We start from the raw sequence: 19,881 nt of genomic DNA, 5'->3' as shown, positions 1-19,881 counted from the left end.
CTGAAATGGACTATTTCACTCGAACCAATTTCATGATCCGACCGTCCACGTTCCAGTCCTGAATGTAAAGGTTCCCGCTCGCATCCCAGAACGAACCATGGGTACCACTGAAGATGCCTTCGACCCATTGGTCTTGAGGAACGTTGTAGTTTCCACCTTTCTTCGGATCGGGGTTGTGCCCCAAAACGGCCATGATGACGTTCCGTTTGTTCAGGATAACCAGGCGTCCTTGTAGGTCGGGGACCGAGACATAGTCGCCTTGGATTGAAACGGACGTTGGCATTCCAAGCCCGGTGATCACTTCTTCAATGAACTGACCGTCAAGGTCGTAATGGAGCAAACGCCCTTTAGGCTGGTGATTCCGATCGCAGATCAGCAACCGATTCGGTTCATACCGCGTATCCAGCGTCATCCCGTGGGCAGTGTTGAATTGCTTCATCCCATTCCCTTTTTCGCCAAAGTGAGAAAGGTATTTTCCCTCTTTGTCGAAAATGAAAATATGATTGCTGGCGTAGCCGTTGGATAGATAGATGTTCCCGTTCGGCGCGACGGTGATTGCGGTCGGACTGAACTTGATCTTTCCCAGCCCCGATTCTTCAGGATAGGGGAGGTGGAGGACAATTTCGCCAGTGTGGGCATTGAATTTGATGCCCTCTGCGTTTTGATTGCGAGCTCCATAAATGAATTCTTCGTCGCCTTCGCTGCGGATTTCTATGTCATGCAGGTTGGAGTAATCCTCTCCTAGATAGGAGTGAATCACCGCGCCCTCTGGGGAGAAAACAAAGACGCCTGCTTTGGCGCTGGTGTAGATGTTCCCGGCTTTGTCGATCACAACTCCACCGTGCGTGGCTCCGATCGCCGAATGCCCATCGGGGCGAAGTCCCCAACCGGGGACCGTATCAAAAGTCATTATCCCGGCACCCATCCTTACCGGCTGCACTTTTTCCTGAGCAAAGGAAACCGAAAATAGCGTCAGCGTTAAGAGAGCGGATAAACAGTTCGAAGAGAATCGCATTGTGGGAGGCTTACCTAAGGGAACAGGAGTCGAGGTGGAAGGGGCGGAATCGCAATCGATTATTGTTGCAGTCGATATTCAACGGTTGGATCACCACTTTTGTCCAGATGGTTGGTGGTCCATAGAATGCCGCGAACGACAAGGTCCATATAGCGATCGTCTGCAACGGTCATATTTTCATGCCCCAACGAGGTGCTGAAAATTCTTGTCTTTTCGGGACCGTAAAGATTCGTCCAGGCGACGACGGCTGTCGCTTCTTTCGGTTCGGCGTTTGGATTCTTTTCCAAGGCTTTTTTGTTTGGTGGAACTGCTTGGTTGCCCCGGATGAGGGCATCGGTTCCAGAGTAAACGCGAATGTTGTTGTAAAGTTCTTCGTTGATGGTTGTCCAGTCTTCGAAGCCTTTCATTACGGGATGTGAGGTGTTTGTACTTAGTAAAGCAATGGGATGCTTGGGACCATGTCCGGTCGATTGGACGCCCAACATTTGGTACCAGCCTCCGTTTTCGGCCGTCGGATCGACTGGTGAGCGGTAATCGCCCCAGCGATAACTATGCATCGCACAATGCAGGTTCACTGCAGGAGTCCCCTGACGATGAGCGGCCAGGATTCGATCGACATAAGGTCGCTCCGTCACATTCGCTGAACATTCGTCATGGATGACGACGTCATAACCTTTTGCCCAATCGGCGGAGTCATAAATGGGGAATGTGGTGTCCGTCGTTTTGCTTTCGCTTAGCTCAACGGTCACTTCGGCACGAATCCGTTTCTCAATTCCTTCCTTAAGTAGTTTGGCCTGAGCCGAATAATCGTGGCAACAGCCTCCCGCGACCAACAGGACTTTCAGCGGAGCGCCCTTCGCGGCGGGCTCTTCGGCCGTCAGTTTCTGACTGGCGAAAAGAAGGGAGCTGGTGATGATCACAAGCGGCACTACATGCCGTGAAAATGAAAAGGTCATGGAGAAGGTTCTCTGGCTGGAAACGGTGTGCGCAGAACGTGCGTAAGAAACAAGCAGGCCCATTCTAACTCATCAACGCCCCATGGGGTGGCATTCGCAAAGAGGATCTTCGCTGCCCTCTCCAGCCTCTTTTGCGACAGTTTCCCTTACCTTCTGCAATAAAAGATCCCGCCGACTGGCAATTTTGCAGGAAGATATCAGCTTCCAAATATCAGATGCCTCCTGGTTCGTCGCGAATCCACAACTTGCGGTCTGCCACATGATTTCGTGTTAAACTGGCAAGACGCTTCCTCGGTGACCCTACCTACCCTTGCTTCTGCGTTGACGTCTCAGAACCGGCTTGTCGTTTCGTGTGTGTGTTCACAAAAGGACGTTTCGTCGGTGGTGCGGGACTTTCGATCTGGGAGAGTTCGGCATCCAGGGAGAGTGTAGGCATTCGCTTTACGGCGGATCGAATCTAGCGGCCGTCAACGATCGAACGGCGATCCATCCCATTTAGGTAACGACATCACAGCGGTAGGCGAATGATTTCTATGCAGAAGGTTATTGGCATGTTTGATTGGAAGTTCGCTGGGACGTTGGCGTTCTGCTGTCTGATTTTGAATCCTGCTTGGGGGGCGGACCAGGCGAAGCAAAACCGTCACTCGGCGGTCCTCGATCGTGATAATTTAGTCGCCTGGTGCATCGTCCCTTTCGACGCCGCTCGCCGAGGCCCCGAAGCCCGGGCTCAGATGTTGAACGACCTTGGCATCAAACGGTCTGCCTACGATTGGCGTCAGGAACACATCCCGACTTTCGAACAAGAGATACTGCAGTACAAAAAACACGGGATCGAATTTTTTGCGTTCTGGAGCGTGCAAGAGGATGCTTTTCAACTGTTCAAAAAGTATGACCTCCACCCACAAATTTGGCAGACCTTAGCCGACCCAGGCGGGGCAAACCAGCAAGAAAAAGTCGAAGCGGCCGCTCAGGCAATGGTTCCGTTAGCGAAACGCACGAAGGATTTAGGGTGTAAGTTAGGACTGTATAACCATGGTGGCTGGGGCGGTGAACCCAAAAATCTGGTCGCGGTCTGCCGTCGTCTGCATTCCCTGGGCTACCCGCATGTTGGCATCGTCTACAACCTGCACCATGGGCATGGGCACATCAAAGACTGGGACGAGTCCCTCCAAGCGATGCTGCCGTTACTGCACTGTCTGAATCTGAACGGAATGAATGCGAACGCGGACCCTAAGATTCTGGGAATCGGTAAGGGACCATTTGAACTTTCGATGATTCGGTCGATCCAGGAAAGTGGTTACGAAGGACCGATTGGAATCCTGGATCACCGCAATGAACTGGATGCAAAGGATTCTTTGCAAGAGAACCTTGAGGGAGTTGAGTGGGCCCAGAAGGAACTTTTGAAACCGGGTAGTGGAGGCCCAAAACCGAAGACTCCAAAAGCAAAACCTGCGGTCCCAGCAAAAACACAGTCCAGCACGACAACGAATCCGGGGACGACCGTTGCGGTGTTGCCACCGAACATCCAGTATGCGGAGGCACCTCTTACCGTTCAGGTCCAGGCAACGTTGCACCGCAAAAACCAATACAACATTCTTGTCGCCTGCAATACAAAATCCTACGCGGGACACTGGGAAATGTTCTCGATGAACGGTAGTGGGAACTTAACGGTTTATATTCCCGGCGCGTCACCCGATCATGTTCATACGAAAAAGCAGATATGTGACGGGAAACCCCATCGTTTGGCGATGGTTTATGAACCCCAACGCGTCCGTTTGTACGTCGACGGTGAAATCGTTGCTGATCAAAACATCCGTCGCACCGTCGGAATACCGCCCGTCGCAAGCCCACTTGGGATTGGCCGGCTGGTTGAACGCGACCATCGCTGCAGCGGTCCTATTGAATGGATGCATATCGCTTCGGACGTTCAGCCGGTTTCCAATGTAGATGCCCCACCACAATCGGTTAATGAAGCAACCATCGCGTTTTGGAAGCGAGACGGGGGAAGCGTCGAAGTTCCAAAAAAAAGTGGAGCCCCAAGCAGCGATGATAAAGCGCAGTCTCAATACGACCCCAAACGGGTCGACGCGCTACTGGCCAAGGCGAAGTCCAGTGGAGATCCGCTTCGTGGGGCTCGCATGTTTGCCGATGCAAAAACAGCTTGTTTGTCCTGTCATAAGGTCGGTGATCGTGGCGGTGCCGTGGGACCTGAATTGACGGAGATCGTCAAGGTTCGCAAACCAACCCAACTGGTCGAAGCAGTCCTTTGGCCCGACCGGGAAGTGTTGCCTGAATATGTGGCTTGGACGTTTTTGACCGTCGATGGCGAAGTGATTAAGGGTTACAAGGTAGCGGAGACCGAACAGAGCATTACCGTCCGAGACCCTGCAACGGCGATCGAAGTGACGATCGATGTTGATGATATTGAAGACGAAGTTCCTGGGTCGACCGTGATGCCAATCGGTTTAACCTCAGCGATGACCGAAGCCCAACAGGCGGACTTGATCGCCTTTCTTCTCAAATTGGACGAAGTCGGTTTTGCTTCGTCGTCAGAAATTCAACAGGCGATGCGTCAATCGCAGCATCATGGCCCTGCTGGTTTTGCTCATACCCGTGAACCCCTAGACGCTGATCGTTGGCCGCATGCCTCCGCACATGTGAACCGGGACCGCATTTATGATTTCTACACCAAACAAGCTGAGCACTTTCGGCAGTCGGAGCAGACCCCGATTCTGTTGGCTTCCGCACCAGGATTGGATGGAGGCGATCAAGGGCACTGGGGCAACCAAGATGAACAGACTTGGGCGAGTGACGCCTGGAACAAAGTCATCCTGGAAGATTTTCAGTTGGGAATTTTTCGGCATCAAAAACAGACCATCCCAAGAGCGGTTTGTGTGCGATTAGGAGCAGACCAAAAATTTTCGGTTTGTTTCAATCCCGATACGTTGTCGTACGAAGCGTTTTGGAAGGATGGCTTTGTTTCCTTCTCGGCCCATCGGCATGGCTTTTTAGATGGTATTCGTTTGCAGGGGACCCCGCTGGAACTGGCGGTCAAACCAAAACCGGAGCAGCCGTTTGAGTACCACGGTTTCTATCGGGTAGGAAAACAGATTGTATTTTCCTATCGAATTGGCGAAACCGAATATTTGGATTCGCCTGCGGTCATCGATGGAGAATTCGTCCCTGAAGTAGCGCCGGTCGAACAGCATTCGCTGCGTGATCGGATCGGCAACGAAGAGGCCCGGTCGCGAGAAGTCGTGACGACAAAAATCATGCCTGGAACCGAGCCTTCGTTTGCGATCGATACGATCGAATTGCCGATTCAGAATCCGTGGCAGATCCCTCTCTTCTGCAGCGGGCACGATTTCGCATCGGACGGAAGTGGCTTTGTTTGTACGATCCATGGTGATGTATGGCATGTGTCGGGACTTGAAACCGGCGTCGAAGAAGAGGGAACGGCTCGCTGGAGTCGTTTTGCTTCGGGATTGAATCATCCTCAGGGAGTGGTTGTCGTCGATGACGTTGTTTACGTGCAGTGCCGGGACCAATTGGTTCGGCTTACGGATGCAAACGATGACGGGCACGCCGATTTCTACGAGTGTTTTTCGAATGCTTTTCAAACCTCAGCGGCGGGACATGACTTCATCTGCGGCTTGCAGCGTGATGTCGACGGCTTTTTTTACACGGCATCGGGTAACCAAGGGATTGTCCAGATCTCGCCAGACGGTAAAGAAGCAAAAGTGGTAGCGACCGGATTTCGCAATCCAGATGGAATCGGAATCCTTTCCGATGGAAGCCTTACGGTTCCTTGCTCGGAAGGTTCCTGGACCCCAGCGTCGATGGTCTGCCGGGTTCCCAAAGAATCGTTTCGGTCACCCCTTCATTTTGGTTACGGGGGACCAAAAAACAGTCAGCCCCCTGCCCTGCCCTTGGCGTATCTGCCTCGACTATTAGACAATTCAAGTGGTGGGCAAGTGGAAGTTCCTGCTGGGACCTGGGATCAATGGGAAGGGAGTTTGCTGCATCTGTCGTTTGGCACGGGGACTTGGTTCACGCTTCTGCAAGATGTCGTGGATGGGCAGTCCCAAGGGGCCGCGGTGCCAATGGCGGGCGATTTCCTTTCGGGGGTTCATCGTGCACGTTTTTCATCGGCCGATGGTCATCTATATGTGTCGGGATGCCAGGGCTGGGGCAGCTATACGATTCATGATGGCTGCTTTCAGCGAGTTCGTTTGGTTGATTCAAAAGTTCAGTCCCCCATCGCGTTTCATCTGCATGAAAACGGGATTCAAGTCCGTTTTACGCAGCCTGTCGATGCCGCAGTAGTTGATTCGCTCGGGAATCATTTCGCCCAAGTCTGGAATTACCGGTACAGCGGAGCCTACGGGTCGCCAGAATATTCAACCACCCATCCGGGCGTCGAAGGACATGATCCGCTGGAAATACGGTCTGCTCACGTGCTAAGCGATGGTCACTCTGTCTTTTTAGAGATCCCGGAACTGCAGCCGGTGAATCAATTACACCTGCGGATGATCGTCAATTCGGAAGAGGCTTTGCCTGTGGGGGGACCTGTCGGTCGAGGGCATGACTTGTTTGTCACAGTGCATGCGTTGGATGCCCCGTTCGAAGATTTTGAAGGTTATCAGCCGACGGAGAAAACGATTGCCAGCCACCCGATTCTGACCGACCTGGAGTGGAATGCTGAACGGGTTCCCAATCCGTGGAGCAAGAAAATCGCAGGAGCTCGCGAGATTGAATTGCAAACCGACAAGAACCTGACCTACGCAACGCCTGAATTCGAAGTTCAGGCGGGCGAGCCGATTGCGTTGAACTTTTTAAATCCAGACGTGGTTCCGCATAATTGGGTTTTGGTTCGGCCAGGGAAGTTGGCGACCGTCGGAGGGCTGGCGAACCAGCTGATAGCCGATCCGAAAGCGTTCGCTCGTCAGTATATTCCCCGTTCCGAGGACGTCTTGCGTTACACCGATGTCGTCTCGCCCGGGGCACAACAAACGATTTGGTTTACGGCTCCAGAAGTACCTGGAACGTATCCATTCCTGTGCACCTTTCCCGGGCATTGGATGGTCATGAACGGGAAATTAATCGTTCGCCCTGCACGTCAATAGGTTGCAGGAATCTAACGATGGAGCCTTTGCCACGTCCCAACGGCTTCGTCGGGTTGGGCCGATGCACGTCGCAGGTTAGTCTTTTGCCCCCGAGTCCAGTTTGTAGGCTGCGGCTTGGGCTTGTCGACTGTAGTCAATCGATTCACCCAAGATTCGCACAGCTTCTTGGTCGGCATGGAACCCCTTCGAATTTTCGCTGCTGATGTAGTCCAACCGCCACATCGCTTTGCGCTGCAGTGTGCGGATCGGCTTCAATTCCGCTTCGCTTGCTCCAGCTTTCTCAGCCGCAACGATTGCATCCAGCATGTCGGTCATTGCGATCGCCGCGCGGTCCATGATTGCTACGGTGCGATCTTGGATCGTTTCCACTCGATCTTTTAGTTCTTGCTCGGAAACATGATGGCATGTCTGACAAGCTTTATTGATGTTCAACATCGGGCTGCGAACCCAGTGGCTGCTTATCTTCGTCGCCCCTTGCCGCTCATAAGGCATGTGGCAGTCACTGCAACTGACGCCCGCACGGGCGTGGATGCCTTGGCTCCAAAGTTCAAATTCAGGGTGTTGGGCTTTGAAGACTTTCGTCCCTGTTTCTTTGTGAACGAAATCATAGAATTCTCCGCCGGGCGTTCCATCTTCGCTGGCAGGAAAGGTCGTCTCCTCCCATTCCTGCTCGGCATTTTCCATTTTCAAACCGTTGCCCCACGGGAACGTCAGCGTCATTTTATTCGCACAGTAGTATTCGACGTGGCATTGTCCGCAGACAAATGAACGCATTTCTTGGCGAGTCGCATCGACGTTCGGATTGTAAGGTTGGTCCGATTTTGAATCGCGCCAACGTTGGATACTTGGCAGGTGAGGCAAAGGATCATCCGACCGAGCCAGCTTCGCAATGCCTTGGAGGAAACCGGGGCGGGTCACGCGGATAGCCATTGTTTCGGGATCGTGGCAATCGATACAAGCAACAGGATGGGCATCGCCAAGATGCGGGTCTCCGGGAGTGGCTTTAACGACTCCGTCAGGTGTCTTTGAAAGCTCAGCATGAACGTCCTCATAATTCATCTGACTGACCGCTTCAAACCCTGCCATTACCGCTTCCTGGTGGAACGATTCGCCAAGCTTCGCCTCCGTCACTTCTTCTCCTAAGGCTTCCATACCGATGCGGCGATAGGTTGGGATAATCGATGCATGGCAGTGCAGGCAAGCCCCCGCCTGTTGCACTTCGGTGACGCGTTTGGTCCCTTCTTGGTCGCCCAACATGTATGCATGTCCGCGTGCTTCCCTGTATTCGATGCTGAAGGCGTAGCCATCGTACAATCGCTTTAGCCACGGACTGCTTTCAAGCTTGCTGGGGGGCAATGCGTGATTACCGCCGTATTCCGTCCGCTCGGTGTCCGCGGTGCGAAGGTAACTTTCGTACTGTTCCGGAAAGTTGATCCCCCATGGTTCGGGATCGGTGCTGACTTCGTTGACCTCGACCAAGCGAACGAATGGAGCCCGAGCCTCTTGTTTGCGTTCAAAAATATTGACCAGCAAAGCGACGACCCCAAAGGTACCGGCTGCCATGATCGCCGCGAGCAACAGGAGCCAAACGAAGCCTCGATTTTTTTGTCTGTCCATGCTTGAAAGTCTGATGTTTGAAAAGAAGGGCTTGGGGATGGTCTAAGTTACCGCAATGCGTGTCCGACATTGCTGTGGCAATGAACGCAAGACTGCATGTCTTGGCCTGCTGAACTAGGCAACAAGGAATGAACAAAGTCTTTGTGGCAATCGATGCAAGTGCTCTGCGTGACGCGTCGATTACGAGGTTTGATCTGAATCGGGTTCTTATAGTTGCCCAAGGTGAATGCCAGCGAGTGGAAAAATCCGTTGTCCGCTTTAGTCACCCATTTGCCAACGAAGTCGTGGGGCAGATGGCAGTCGTTGCAAACCGCGACATGATGATGACTGCTCTTTTGCCACGAATCCATGTGGTCCTGCATGACATGGCAATTCACACAGGTCTGTGGGTTGTTGCTCAAATAGCTGGCTCCGTTGCCATATCCGAAAGTGAACATGCCAAGGCCGGCCAGCATGCCTAAGAGCAGCGAAAATAGAATGGCCCAGCGGCCAAATCGAGGTTTCGCTCCCAGCAAAGGCTCGGAACTTGGCTGGTCTGAAGTGTTCATCCCCGATTCCATAAAGCATCGGTACCGTTGGTTTGAAATCCGAAGGGTCGTCGGAAATTTCCAGGTCCAATAAACGAGACGAGTGCGATGGTGGCCGAAACCGTTCCACTACAAAATTTAACGCCGCGGCTAGATAAGATGTGAGCTTTGACGATTAACAGCGAACGCATGCAGAGCAGCGAAGTCCCATGCTCGCCGCCTAAAGATACGTGTTCCAATCTGTGCGTCAAGGTGTAGTTTTCAGGTCGCCGATCAGACGCCGCTCTTCCGCCACGTGAACACGCGGAGAGGAGGAAAGTTTCGCAGTACCGATTGAACCGTGGGGGCCCCGAAATGGGGATCGGCGTACTTCGTTACATCATTTCGCAACTGGTAGGCAATAAAGGTGCCGCTGTCTGATAGAGCTTGGTAGATCGCTAACATGATCGACTGAGAAGAACGGGGAGGCAGCGCCGAGAAAGGGATTCCCGACACGATAACGTCAGGCGATTCGAAATCGTTTGACGCTAAGATATCGGGAAGGTTAACGGCATCACCTTCCACCACGGTTAATCGGGGATCATTGATGGCTTTCAGCGGGGCGATGAAACCTGCCGTCTTTTCGATGGTAAGAACGCGGCAATCCGCAGCGGCTTGCCAAAGCAGTTCTTCTGTTGTCCCACCGGTCCCCGGTCCAAGGTCGACGATCTTCGTTGCCTCTCTGACAACGTCTCTATCGGCAATCGTACGCGTTAGGAAGTGAGAGCTTGGGATGATCGAAGCGACTTGCGTCGGATGGCGGAGCGATTCTTTTAGCACGGCGATGGATCGGCTCCAGTAATCGCGACCCTCGTGCGTTTCGGCGTGATCGATCATTTCAGTGAGTTTGAATCTGAAGGGGGAAAGTGTCTGCGGGGCAGTTCCGGGCGAGTCCGGCTCAGTTGGGACGTGTGATTTATAGGTTGGCGAGTAAGGTCGCAGGCAACGGGTTGGGATTTTGGTCTCTTGCCAGACCACTGCAATCCACTAGGAAACCGCCAACTCATTAATCGCACCTCGCTACCGAGATGGGACGCTGTAAAGCGATTCTCGTGCCAAACAGCCGCGACTGGTGAGGTTGAATCCTAACCGCAATTCCATCCCAAAAAACTGAGAATCGATAGCTAGTTGGCGGCACAGTAGTTGCTCTTTACTTGCCATCCGTGTCGAGGTCGCAAACGAATGCCGGCTGATTTCGCTACCAAAGTTATTTCTGGTCCTCCAGGAATCGACTACGGTCTTGTGATATTTGGCAGGTCAATCGTCTGCCATTGGCTCGGGATGCACGGTCTAGACTCATTTTTTTCTCGGGTGTGTGCGATGCCGATCCCGATGGTTTGATAACGCGCAACGCTAAAGTACTGGAGTGAATGATGCCAACCAAATTAGACACAACTGCGGAAATGACGATGCAAGCGGGAATGATGCGAGCGATGATCTACGATGACTATGGTAACGCGGGCGTACTGCATGTCGGCAGCATCGCTATCCCTGAGCGGTCCGCAGGTCAATTGCTGATCGACGTTCGCGCATCCAGTGTGAATCCGATTGACTACCGTCTGCGAAGCGGTGAAATGAAGGGATTGTTACCTGGAGGATTCCCGCGAATCCCCGGTTACGATGTCGCCGGGGTAGTCGCCGATTGTGATGCGGATTCGGATTTCGTAATCGGAGATCGTGTCATTGCGTTCCTGGATTCTGCCAGAGGGGGAGCGTGTGCTGATTTCGCAGTCTGCAGCGCCGGAGTCGCGGCCAAGATCCCAGCGACGATATCGTATGAAATTGGAGCGGCGATGCCGTTGGCGGGGACGACGGCATTGCAGTCGCTTCGAGACCACGGCAAGATGAAGTCGGCGCACCGGGTACTAATCAACGGTGCAAGCGGAGGTGTCGGCATGTTTGCTGTCCAGATCGCTAAGGCATCTGGTTGTCACGTCGATGCGGTCGCCAGTGGCGATAACCGCGAATTTTGTATGGCTCTGGGAGCCGACCACTTCTACGATTATGAGAAAACGGACTTCACCGAGTCGGATGAACGCTGGGACATCGTATTTGACGCCGCCGGAAAGGCGAGCTACTTCGAGGCCCGTGACGTAATGCTGGACGGAGGCCGATACATCTCAACGGAACCGGATGTCAAAGGGATGTTGATGACCGTGTTGACTTGGCCTCTTTCGAAATCAGGGAAGGTCATGCTGGCTCGGCCGAACGGGGACGACCTGCGGGAGTTGATTCGTTTGCACGAGTCCGGAAAGCTAGAAGTGACGATCGATAGCCAGTTCCCAATGAGCGAGATCGCCGATGCACATCGCCGCGTCGAAAATGGTGTCGATCGAGGCAAAGTGGTTTTGGTCAAAGAAACCGCTTAGTGGATTGACCTCAAAACGCTGTCGCAGCTGGTTCGGGTGAGAGGCGAGTTGCATTGGAGTCCTAATTTCAGGGCGTCAACCGGTCTTGCTTTTTCCGTCGGGCTGGTCCGGGATGTGGGGCGATTATTGTCGCGTTTCTATCGGGACGTGCGATTTATAGTTGAAGAAAGTCTGGCTCCCCTCGCCCCTAAGCGAGCTCTATGTTGCGGAAGAAATCTCTGCTAGCCCATTGCGTGCTCTCTGCCTCTTTGTTTGATTTCGTGGAGCTTGCTTGGGGGAGAGGGGCTGGGGGAGAGGGGGAGATTTCCAGGCGGCGATTTTATAGCGAAGAGGCGGTTAAAGCCTCGGATTTCAAAAGGTTATGCCACGCCTTGGCCTACGCTGTCGGCCCCTCTCCCCCGGCCCCTCTCCCCAAAAACAAGCCTTTGAATCGACCTTAATTGAATTAGCTGGCGAACCGTTGATCCAGTATTAAACCTGTTTTTAGCGAGCATGTTTTGAGGGCGAGGGGAGCCAGACTTTCTTCATTTATAAACCGCGCGTCCCCCGCGTAAGAACGCTCCCTTAAAGCTACTTTCGCGGACCGTAAGGCTACACCTCAAGGGATCGCCGCTAGCTATTGCAGTCCCTTGCCGACGCAGCGGGCTGGGGTTTAATGCGCACGCACGCTAGGTTTCCGTTGGCTTACGCCAACGGCAAGTATCTGCCGCCCTTTGGGCTAAAAGCACTGCACTCAGACTCGGATGGGCAGGGATGTAGTCGTCACCGATAAACTTCACGTCCCGAGGGCCGACACAACCGCTGTCGGTGGTGAGAACCCCCGGAACGGGGCGGTGGGTGGTTTGTAGCGGTGCGGCGAAAAGCCGTCGATTTTAGGACCGCAATTTCCAGCCGACGACGACACCCAATGCGAAGCACCAGCAGACCGCCACGTCCGGTTTTTCGTGAGCGTACTGTTGCAACCGTTGGAGGATGTCCTTGGCGGGCGTGGCGATTAAGTGCTCTGCGGCAGCTTGTCCGCCGCGGGTTACCGCTTCGCTAACCCGTTGGGACGTCCCGTGGTTGGGATCGTTGTTGCGGCGATCGCTTGCCGGTTGGTGTGGGGAATGTGTTACGTCCATCGGATGGATCCTTGTTGGATTAATTGGGGCTGACATTGAATTAATGGAAGCTCTTACGCACGCCATCGATGTGGCAGGTAGGACTCCATCGGGGACGGTTGAGGTCGCGATTTAAAGAATGCGGTCGCGGCTAGGACTCCCAGAGCAAGTCCGGTCACAAAAATCACTCCGCCGACCGTTCCACGATGCTCATCCACTTCGTACTGAACCCGTTCAATCGCTGAATGAACGGGAGGACCGACTTGATCGCCGACCTGTTCGCCCAAGTGACTTGCTCTGCGGAAAACCGATGGAGAGGGAGCGAATTCTCGAACGACGGACTGAATCTCGTCCGCGGACGCGTTTGTGAACTCAGCGAGAAAATCCTCGATCTGGTATACGTCGCACGGAACCGACTCGACATCCCGTTCGTCCAGATGGGGCCATTTCTCAACGATGGCTGATTTTACTTTCGTCCAAGCTTCGTCGGTCCATTCAGGTTGGCTTGGTTGATTATCAGTCAACGTGGTCTCAGGTTTCCGGTTCATCGTTATATTCCTGTGCAAAATACATTGGTAAGTCGCGTCCGCTAAATCCAGCGGAAGGATTCGCGACATCGATGAAACTGTGTACGCAACTGCCGTACCATTTTTCCGCGAGCAAGCATCGACGGGCTTGGTTGTCGAAGCGTTACACGTTCGCCTTGTTAACGTTCGTTCGGTACCCGAAAGTCGACGGATGATACGTCGATCGACCGCTTGGGTGGATGCAATCTGTACGTCTAACCGAGGGGCGGGCGTCGCTGTGGGGTGTGTCGTTTGGCACCCTATTTGCGTTTAATAAATGCATTGACAATGGAAATTTAGCAGCGATGTCGGAACGCTTTTGGGTATCACCGTTGGGCGGAAATATCTTCGTAGGGCTTCCTGTGTCCACTTGACGCTTCTGGTAAGGTTGAGGGGCACTGGCAAGTCCCCCCGCACGGACACATGTTCTGCATCGATCTGCGATAAATGGCAGGGATTGGTGGGAAGACGCCGGACGCTTCTTGTTGTAAATTTTGGCGAATCCCCTAACTGTAACGAACATGGAATCGATGCACGACAATTCGACCGACACCGAGGGAACGGGCCGGGAGCTTCATATTGTCGGAGTGGGGGCGTCGGCAGGCGGTTTGGAGGCTTTGGAGGCCTTTTTCCGTGCCATGCCTGCGGACAGCGGGATGGCTTTTGTTGTCATTCAGCATCTGTCGCCCGATTTCAAAAGCCACATGGAAGAATTGCTGAGGCGGCAAACCAGCATACCCGTCCACCGAATTGATGACGGAGTTCAGGTCCAGCCAAACTGTATTTATCTGATTCCGGCGAAGATGGAAATGGTCATCAGTGGCGGCAAGTTGTTGCTAACCGAACGGAGCTCGGATCGTTCTCTTGTCCACCCCATCGACACCTTCTTTCGTTCGTTGGCGAACGATGTCGGCCGCCGCTCCATTGGCGTTGTCCTGTCGGGAACCGGAAGCGATGGCTCGCGTGGGGTGACCGACCTTCACGACGCGGGCGGATTGGTGATCGTGCAAGACGACGCTTCCGCCAAGTTCGATGGGATGCCGCATAGTGCTCGGGAAACCGGGGCGGTCGATCTGGTCTTGCCTCCCGCAGCGATTGCAGAGGCGTTGGTTCGGTACACCCAGGAAGGGATCTCTCGGGAGAAACTGGCGGAAGAAGATCTCGCTTTCGGAAGCATGGAAGAGGAAGCTCAAATCCTTCATCTACTGCATCGCAAAAGTTCGCTCGATTTTGCACAGTACAAATCGAGTACGGTTGGAAGGCGAATTCATCGCCGAGTTCAATTAGCGGGGCTGAAGAACCTGGGTGAATACGTTAAACGATTGACGCGGGACGAAGACGAATTAAATGAGCTATACAAAGATCTGCTGATTGGTGTGACGAAATTTTTCCGTGATTCAGAGGCCTTTGAATCGCTCCGTACGCATGTGATTTCTAATTGGCTTGGCCGAACAAATTCGGGCGAGATGCTGCGGATCTGGGTTGCGGCCTGTGCCAGCGGTGAGGAGGCATATTCCATTGCGATCCTTTTGGACGAGGAGATTCGTAAACAGAATATCTCTTTGGACTACAAGATTTTTGCCACCGACGCTCATAGCGGTTCCTTGAATTTAGCCGGCAAGGGGGTCTATTCAGCGGAAGCACTGCGCGAGTTGTCCCCGGAAAGACTTGAGCGGTACTTTATGCAGACGTCGGATGGCTATCAGATCGATCGTGACATTCGAAATCGGGTCGTCTTTGCGACACACAATCTTCTCAATGATGCGCCTTTCACACAGATGGATCTGGTGACCTGTCGCAACATGTTGATCTATCTTCAACCTGTGGCGCAAAAGAAAGCACTTTCGATGTTTCACTTTGCATTGAAAGCAGATGGGCTTTTGTTTCTCGGCCCCAGTGAGACTCCGGGCGAACTGGTTGACGAATTTCATCCGATCGATAAACGCTGGCGAATTTTCTCCAAACGTCGAGACGTCCGCCTACCTGTTGCGACCGAAATGATGGTCAACCGGCACAGCGAAAAACTCCCTTACGCAACGCTGGCACCAACTCCGCCTAAAAGCAATCGGATCGATGCGGGGATGATGCGAGTCTACGAGGAACTGCATGCCAAAAAACTAGGATGTAGTATTTTGGTTAGCGAAACTGGCGAGATGTTGCACCTGTTCGGAGATGCGGAGCGGTTCTTGCGACCGCGGCGTGGAAGGCCTTCGAATCTTCTTCTTGAAATGATCCATGAATCCCTGAAATCGTCGATCGCATCGGCATGGCATCAAGCTGTTACAAAGCGAACCACCGTCCGCTACGCATCAACGGTGTTCACTGGAGATGCGGCGTTGGAGTCGATCTGTATCGCAGTGGAACCGCTGAACGATGATTCCAGCCGACCATGCAATGTCTTGATCGAGTTCACCGCGGGAGTCGAAGCAACGCCCCGTGTCGAATCGCTCGCTGACCATTCGCAACAAGAATATGATCAATCGCGAGTAGAGTCCCTTGAGTCTCAATTGCAGTTTTCGCAGGAGAATCTTCAAGCGACCATCGAGGAAATGGAAACCTCGAACGAAGAACTGCAGGCCTCCAATGAAGAATTGATCGCCTCGAATGAGGAACTGCAGAGCACCAATGAAGAATTGCACAGCGTCAATGAGGAACTCTACACCGTCAACGCTGAACACCAGCGACGAGTGGAGGAACTGGCGCAGGCAAACGATGATATGGACAATTTGCTGGCGACGACTCGAGTCGGTGTGATTTTCTTAGACGACGGGCTTTACATTCGTCGTTTCACGCCTGAAATCGCTCGTGTCTTTCGCCTGGAGCAGCACGATACGGGGCGGTCAATGGAGCAGTTCGCTCACGTCTTAAACCATCCGAACCTGTTGGACGATCTGCAGACGGTTCTTCAGGATCAACAAGAACGTGAACTGACGGTCCGCGATCGAAGTGGAACGCCTTACCTGCTTCGCATTTTGCCGTATCAGAGCGGTGACACAACACGCGGGATCGTGCTGACTTTGATTGATATTTCATCGCTGACCGACGCTCAGACGGAAATCAGTCTTCAACAGCTGGCGATCGAATCTGCGGTCAATGGGATTGTGATCTCGGACCCCTCGCAGGAAGACAATCCGATCACCTACGCCAACCGAGGTTTTCTATCGCTGACCGGATACGAGCGTGACGAAGTGCTTGGGAAAAATTGTAAATTCTTGCAGGGAGAGCAGACCGATCCCGAAACGGTTAAGAAGATTCGGGCAGCGGTTAATCGCGGCGAAGCGGTTCGCGCGACGATCTTGAACTATCGGAAAGATGGAAGCCAGTTCTGGAACGATTTGCAGATCACACCCGTCTTGGATGCAAATGGTACCGTACGCAATTTTGTCGGGGTGCAGCACGATATCACCGATCAAATGACCGCTCAGAATGCGTTGCTGGAAGCGAACGCGGCAAGTCAGCGTGCCAACGAAGCTAAGAATTCGTTCCTTGCAACTATGTCTCATGAGCTGCGCACGCCGCTGACCGCGGTGCTTGGTTTCGCGGACATCCTACGAAGCGAATCGGATCATCCTGACTACCTTGAAAAAGTCGACACGATCAAACGCAATGGGACGTATCTACTGGCGCTTCTGAACGACATTCTGGACCTTTCCAAAATCGAAGCGGGGAAATTGCGTTTTGACCAGCAACGTGTCGACATTCGCCGCGTCATGGCGGATATCGAATCGTTGATGTCCAACCGGTCGCATGATTCGAAGCTTGCCCTACGATTCACCTATGCAACACAGCTTCCAGCGGAGATTACGGCCGATGAAGTTCGGGTGCGTCAGATTCTGGTCAACCTGATCAGCAATGCACTTAAGTTTACCGAATCTGGTGAAGTGACGGTTAGCACCGTTGTAAACCACAATGTCGCGGGGAGTCGTTTGGAAATTTCGGTTGTCGACACCGGGATCGGAATTTCACCCAAGCAGATGGAACGTCTATTCCAACCCTTCAGCCAAGCGAATAAACAGACCACTCGAAAATTTGGCGGCACCGGTCTGGGCCTCAGCATTAGTAAACGACTGGCCGAAGGAATGGGGGGAACGATTTTCGCTGACAGTCGACTGGGCAAAGGAAGTCGCTTCACACTCGTCCTTCCCCTGTCACAATCGGATACCGAGATCACCAGTGAAGCGGAGGCAGAGGGGCAGTCGCGGCCCGCTCCGGAACCGAACGAGAGGAAATACCCTCGGATTCATTCACGCATTCTGCTGGCAGATGATCGGCGCGATGTATGGCAAGTCGGGAAGTACTTCTTAGAAAAATGTGGCGCCGATGTCACGATCGTCGAAAACGGTCTGCAAGCGGTCGAAGCGGTGTTGCGATCCGGGCGCGACGGTAAACCATTCAAACTTATCCTGATGGATATGCAAATGCCTGTGATGTCGGGGCGCGAGGCGGTTGCGGCAATCCGGGCCGAAGGAATTTCGACGCCGATCATTGCACTAACGGCGGATGCAATGGAAGGCGAACGAGAATCGTGCATCGCAATGGGCTGCGACGAGTATTTCCCGAAACCAATCGACGGCCCCCGCTTGATGCAAATGGTCGCGGCGTTAATCGCACAAAACCGAAAACCAAAATAAGATCCGGAACGAGCAACCAAAACGGCCCACACCTTCACACCTTCACACCTTCACACCTTCACACCTTCACACCTTCACACCTTCACACCTTCACACCTTCACACCTTCACACCTTCACACCTTCACACCTTCACACCTTCACACCTTCACACCTTCACACCTTCACACCTTCACACCTTCACACCTTCACACCTTCACACCTTCACACCTTCACACCTTCACACCTTCACACCTTCACACCTTCACACCTTCACACCTTCACACCTTCACACCTTCACACCTTCACACCTTCACACCTTCACACCTTCACACCTTCACACCTTCACACCTTCACTCCTTCACTCCTTCACTCCTTCACTCCTTCACTCCTTCACTCCTTCACTCCTTCACTCCTTCACTCCTTCACTCCTTCACTCCTTCACTCCTTCACTCCTTCACTCCTTCACTCCTTCACTCCTTCACTCCTTCACTCCTTCACTCCTTCACTCATCAACATCCCAACCTCCCCCTCCGGACTCCGCACCAGTTCGCTGATCACAGCAAACCAACTCGGGTAAACCGTCGCTCGGTAGGGCGAATTGGCGGGCAATTGATTCATTAAACGCCGATGGGCAATTCCGAGGTTGTGGTACGGCAAATAAGGGAAAAGGTGGTGCAACGCGTGGTACCGCATCCCCAGCGGAAAGAGTAACTCGGTAAGGATTGGTACGCCTGTGATGTTGGTGGAGTCAATCACTTGGACGGCGTGCGATACTCGATGTCCTTCGGTTAGGTATCGATGAGCCGACAGCGTCCGAATATGATTCCACCCGAGTGCGAGTGTGGCCAAGGCGTAAAGTTGGGGGATGCGTGTCCAGTCGGTCACGCCTGCCAAAATGAATGCGAAGATCGCCCAGGCGCGAAGGCTGCACAATAAATCCATAGCGGCCCAAGACATTAGCGGCGCGTTTCTCGGTATTTTTCTCCGATAGCGGAAATCAATTACGAACGAGGACGCATGCTCCAAGGTCCATTGTCGCAGCCGCGGATGTAGGAAAGAGAATGGAGCCAACAGGAAACGCAAAGTCACAAAGATTGGCTGAAGAAGGATTTGCAAAAGAAACAGAGCGATTTCGCTGACGTTTCCGGTCCCGAGCGGTAAGTATTCGCCGTCGTGTTCCGTACCGTAGTGCCTTGCGTTGTGGTGATCATTGTGACTCTGGTAAAAAAACGTCGGAGTCAGCATCGGGATACCCGCGATCACATTCCACACTAGGCGAAACCATTTCATTTCACCTGATCGGAAATGCACGATTTCGTGCATGAAAGAGGCCACACGGTAGAGTGCGAAAGAGGCTACGAGAAGGCAAACAAGTTGCTCTGCTGAAAATAGCGTGGCATTTAAATAGGCCGCCGCAAAACCGTAGCCGATCGACAGACTGACCAGGAAATCAAACCAGTAGATAAACGGATTGTGGTATGAGAGATCCTTAACGATCTCCCTCGCATCGGTGGTAAATCGGTTGGTTTGATTTGCTGTAGTTGGGGGGGTGTGCGACATCTCAGTAAGCAATGGTGTGAGTGGGAAACTAGCCTTCATTTTTCTTGATTTTGGATCCACGCAATCTTCATGCCAGCGATTTCGATAGGTCCTCCAGATCGAGAATGATTTTTTGAATGATCCAGCCGACTCCGTGCCTACATATTCCTGCCGTAATGGTCGCGAGATTAGAAGTTCGTGAAGCGTTAATGTCCGAACGCCTACGTGGTTTTCCGCTTAGTCGTTTTCCATGCCATGCCAAACCGTTCCTTGGCAACACTGACCGTGCTCGTTTGAGCTTTTGGCGGCGTGAAATGACGGATATTATCTTTTCGAAATCCCAAACATGCATGGGCATCCTTCCGATCACATTAGGTTTCATCGACAACCCATCGATGCCTTGCTGTACTGAAATT

Annotated in this window: 11 protein-coding genes; 3 read left to right on the top strand and 8 right to left on the bottom strand. The window is 53.0% G+C overall.

What is annotated here, in order from left to right; translation table 11 throughout:
* Positions 1 to 10 precede the first annotated feature (10 nt).
* Together FF011L_RS13715 and FF011L_RS13710 are read right to left on the bottom strand one after the other, a co-directional pair.
* Positions 11 to 1,015 (bottom strand): 6-bladed beta-propeller, encoded by a 1,005-nt coding sequence (locus FF011L_RS13715; RefSeq protein WP_145352188.1) that lies wholly within the window; start codon positions 1,013 to 1,015, stop codon positions 11 to 13.
* Between the two features lie 59 nt (positions 1,016 to 1,074).
* Positions 1,075 to 1,971: a ThuA domain-containing protein gene (locus FF011L_RS13710; protein ID WP_145352187.1), complete on the bottom strand. Its 897-nt coding sequence runs from the start codon at positions 1,969 to 1,971 to the stop codon at positions 1,075 to 1,077.
* A 524-nt stretch (positions 1,972 to 2,495) separates the two neighbouring features.
* On the opposite strand from FF011L_RS13710, the gene FF011L_RS13705 reads away from it, so the two are divergent.
* Positions 2,496 to 7,097 carry a DUF6797 domain-containing protein gene (locus tag FF011L_RS13705; protein ID WP_246109400.1) on the top strand — a complete coding sequence of 1,534 codons (4,602 nt, stop codon included), beginning with the start codon at positions 2,496 to 2,498 and terminating at the stop codon, positions 7,095 to 7,097.
* Positions 7,098 to 7,172: 75 nt separating this feature from the next.
* Here FF011L_RS13705 and FF011L_RS13700 read toward each other — a convergent pair whose 3' ends face one another.
* From FF011L_RS13700 to FF011L_RS13690, 3 genes are all read right to left on the bottom strand, one after another.
* Positions 7,173 to 8,714: an ammonia-forming cytochrome c nitrite reductase subunit c552 gene (locus FF011L_RS13700; protein WP_145352186.1), complete on the bottom strand. Its 1,542-nt coding sequence runs from the start codon at positions 8,712 to 8,714 to the stop codon at positions 7,173 to 7,175.
* Between the two features lie 47 nt (positions 8,715 to 8,761).
* Complete coding sequence (nrfH, locus tag FF011L_RS13695) at positions 8,762 to 9,262, bottom strand: cytochrome c nitrite reductase small subunit (protein ID WP_145352185.1); 501 nt, start codon at positions 9,260 to 9,262, stop codon at positions 8,762 to 8,764.
* 252 nt (positions 9,263 to 9,514) lie between these two features.
* On the bottom strand, positions 9,515 to 10,117 hold the full coding sequence (locus FF011L_RS13690; RefSeq protein WP_145352184.1) for a class I SAM-dependent methyltransferase: 603 nt from the start codon (positions 10,115 to 10,117) through the stop codon (positions 9,515 to 9,517).
* Positions 10,118 to 10,704: 587 nt separating this feature from the next.
* Between FF011L_RS13690 and FF011L_RS13685 the strand changes: the two genes are divergently transcribed.
* A complete protein-coding gene (locus FF011L_RS13685; protein WP_145355336.1) occupies positions 10,705 to 11,649 on the top strand; it encodes an NAD(P)-dependent alcohol dehydrogenase in 945 nt (314 codons plus the stop codon).
* An 872-nt stretch (positions 11,650 to 12,521) separates the two neighbouring features.
* On the opposite strand, the gene FF011L_RS13680 is transcribed toward FF011L_RS13685, so the two are convergent.
* Both FF011L_RS13680 and FF011L_RS13675 read right to left on the bottom strand, forming a co-directional pair.
* The gene (locus FF011L_RS13680) at positions 12,522 to 12,770 is read right to left on the bottom strand and encodes a hypothetical protein (protein WP_145352183.1); all 249 of its coding nucleotides are present in this window, start codon (positions 12,768 to 12,770) and stop codon (positions 12,522 to 12,524) included.
* Between the two features lie 53 nt (positions 12,771 to 12,823).
* Positions 12,824 to 13,297, bottom strand: a complete 474-nt coding sequence (locus FF011L_RS13675) for a hypothetical protein (RefSeq protein ID WP_145352182.1) — start codon at positions 13,295 to 13,297, stop codon at positions 12,824 to 12,826.
* Between the two features lie 539 nt (positions 13,298 to 13,836).
* Between FF011L_RS13675 and FF011L_RS13670 the strand changes: the two genes are divergently transcribed.
* Positions 13,837 to 17,946, top strand: coding sequence for a chemotaxis protein CheB (locus tag FF011L_RS13670; protein ID WP_145352181.1), 4,110 nt, complete (start codon positions 13,837 to 13,839; stop codon positions 17,944 to 17,946).
* Positions 17,947 to 18,412: 466 nt separating this feature from the next.
* Here FF011L_RS13670 and FF011L_RS13660 read toward each other — a convergent pair whose 3' ends face one another.
* Positions 18,413 to 19,486: a fatty acid desaturase family protein gene (locus tag FF011L_RS13660; protein ID WP_218932612.1), complete on the bottom strand. Its 1,074-nt coding sequence runs from the start codon at positions 19,484 to 19,486 to the stop codon at positions 18,413 to 18,415.
* Positions 19,487 to 19,881: the final 395 nt, after the last annotated feature.

Source organism: Roseimaritima multifibrata, assembly GCF_007741495.1.
GTDB lineage: Bacteria > Planctomycetota > Planctomycetia > Pirellulales > Pirellulaceae > Roseimaritima > Roseimaritima multifibrata.
Note: the sequence above shows the minus strand (reverse complement) of the source record. Positions and strands in the feature narration are given on the sequence as shown.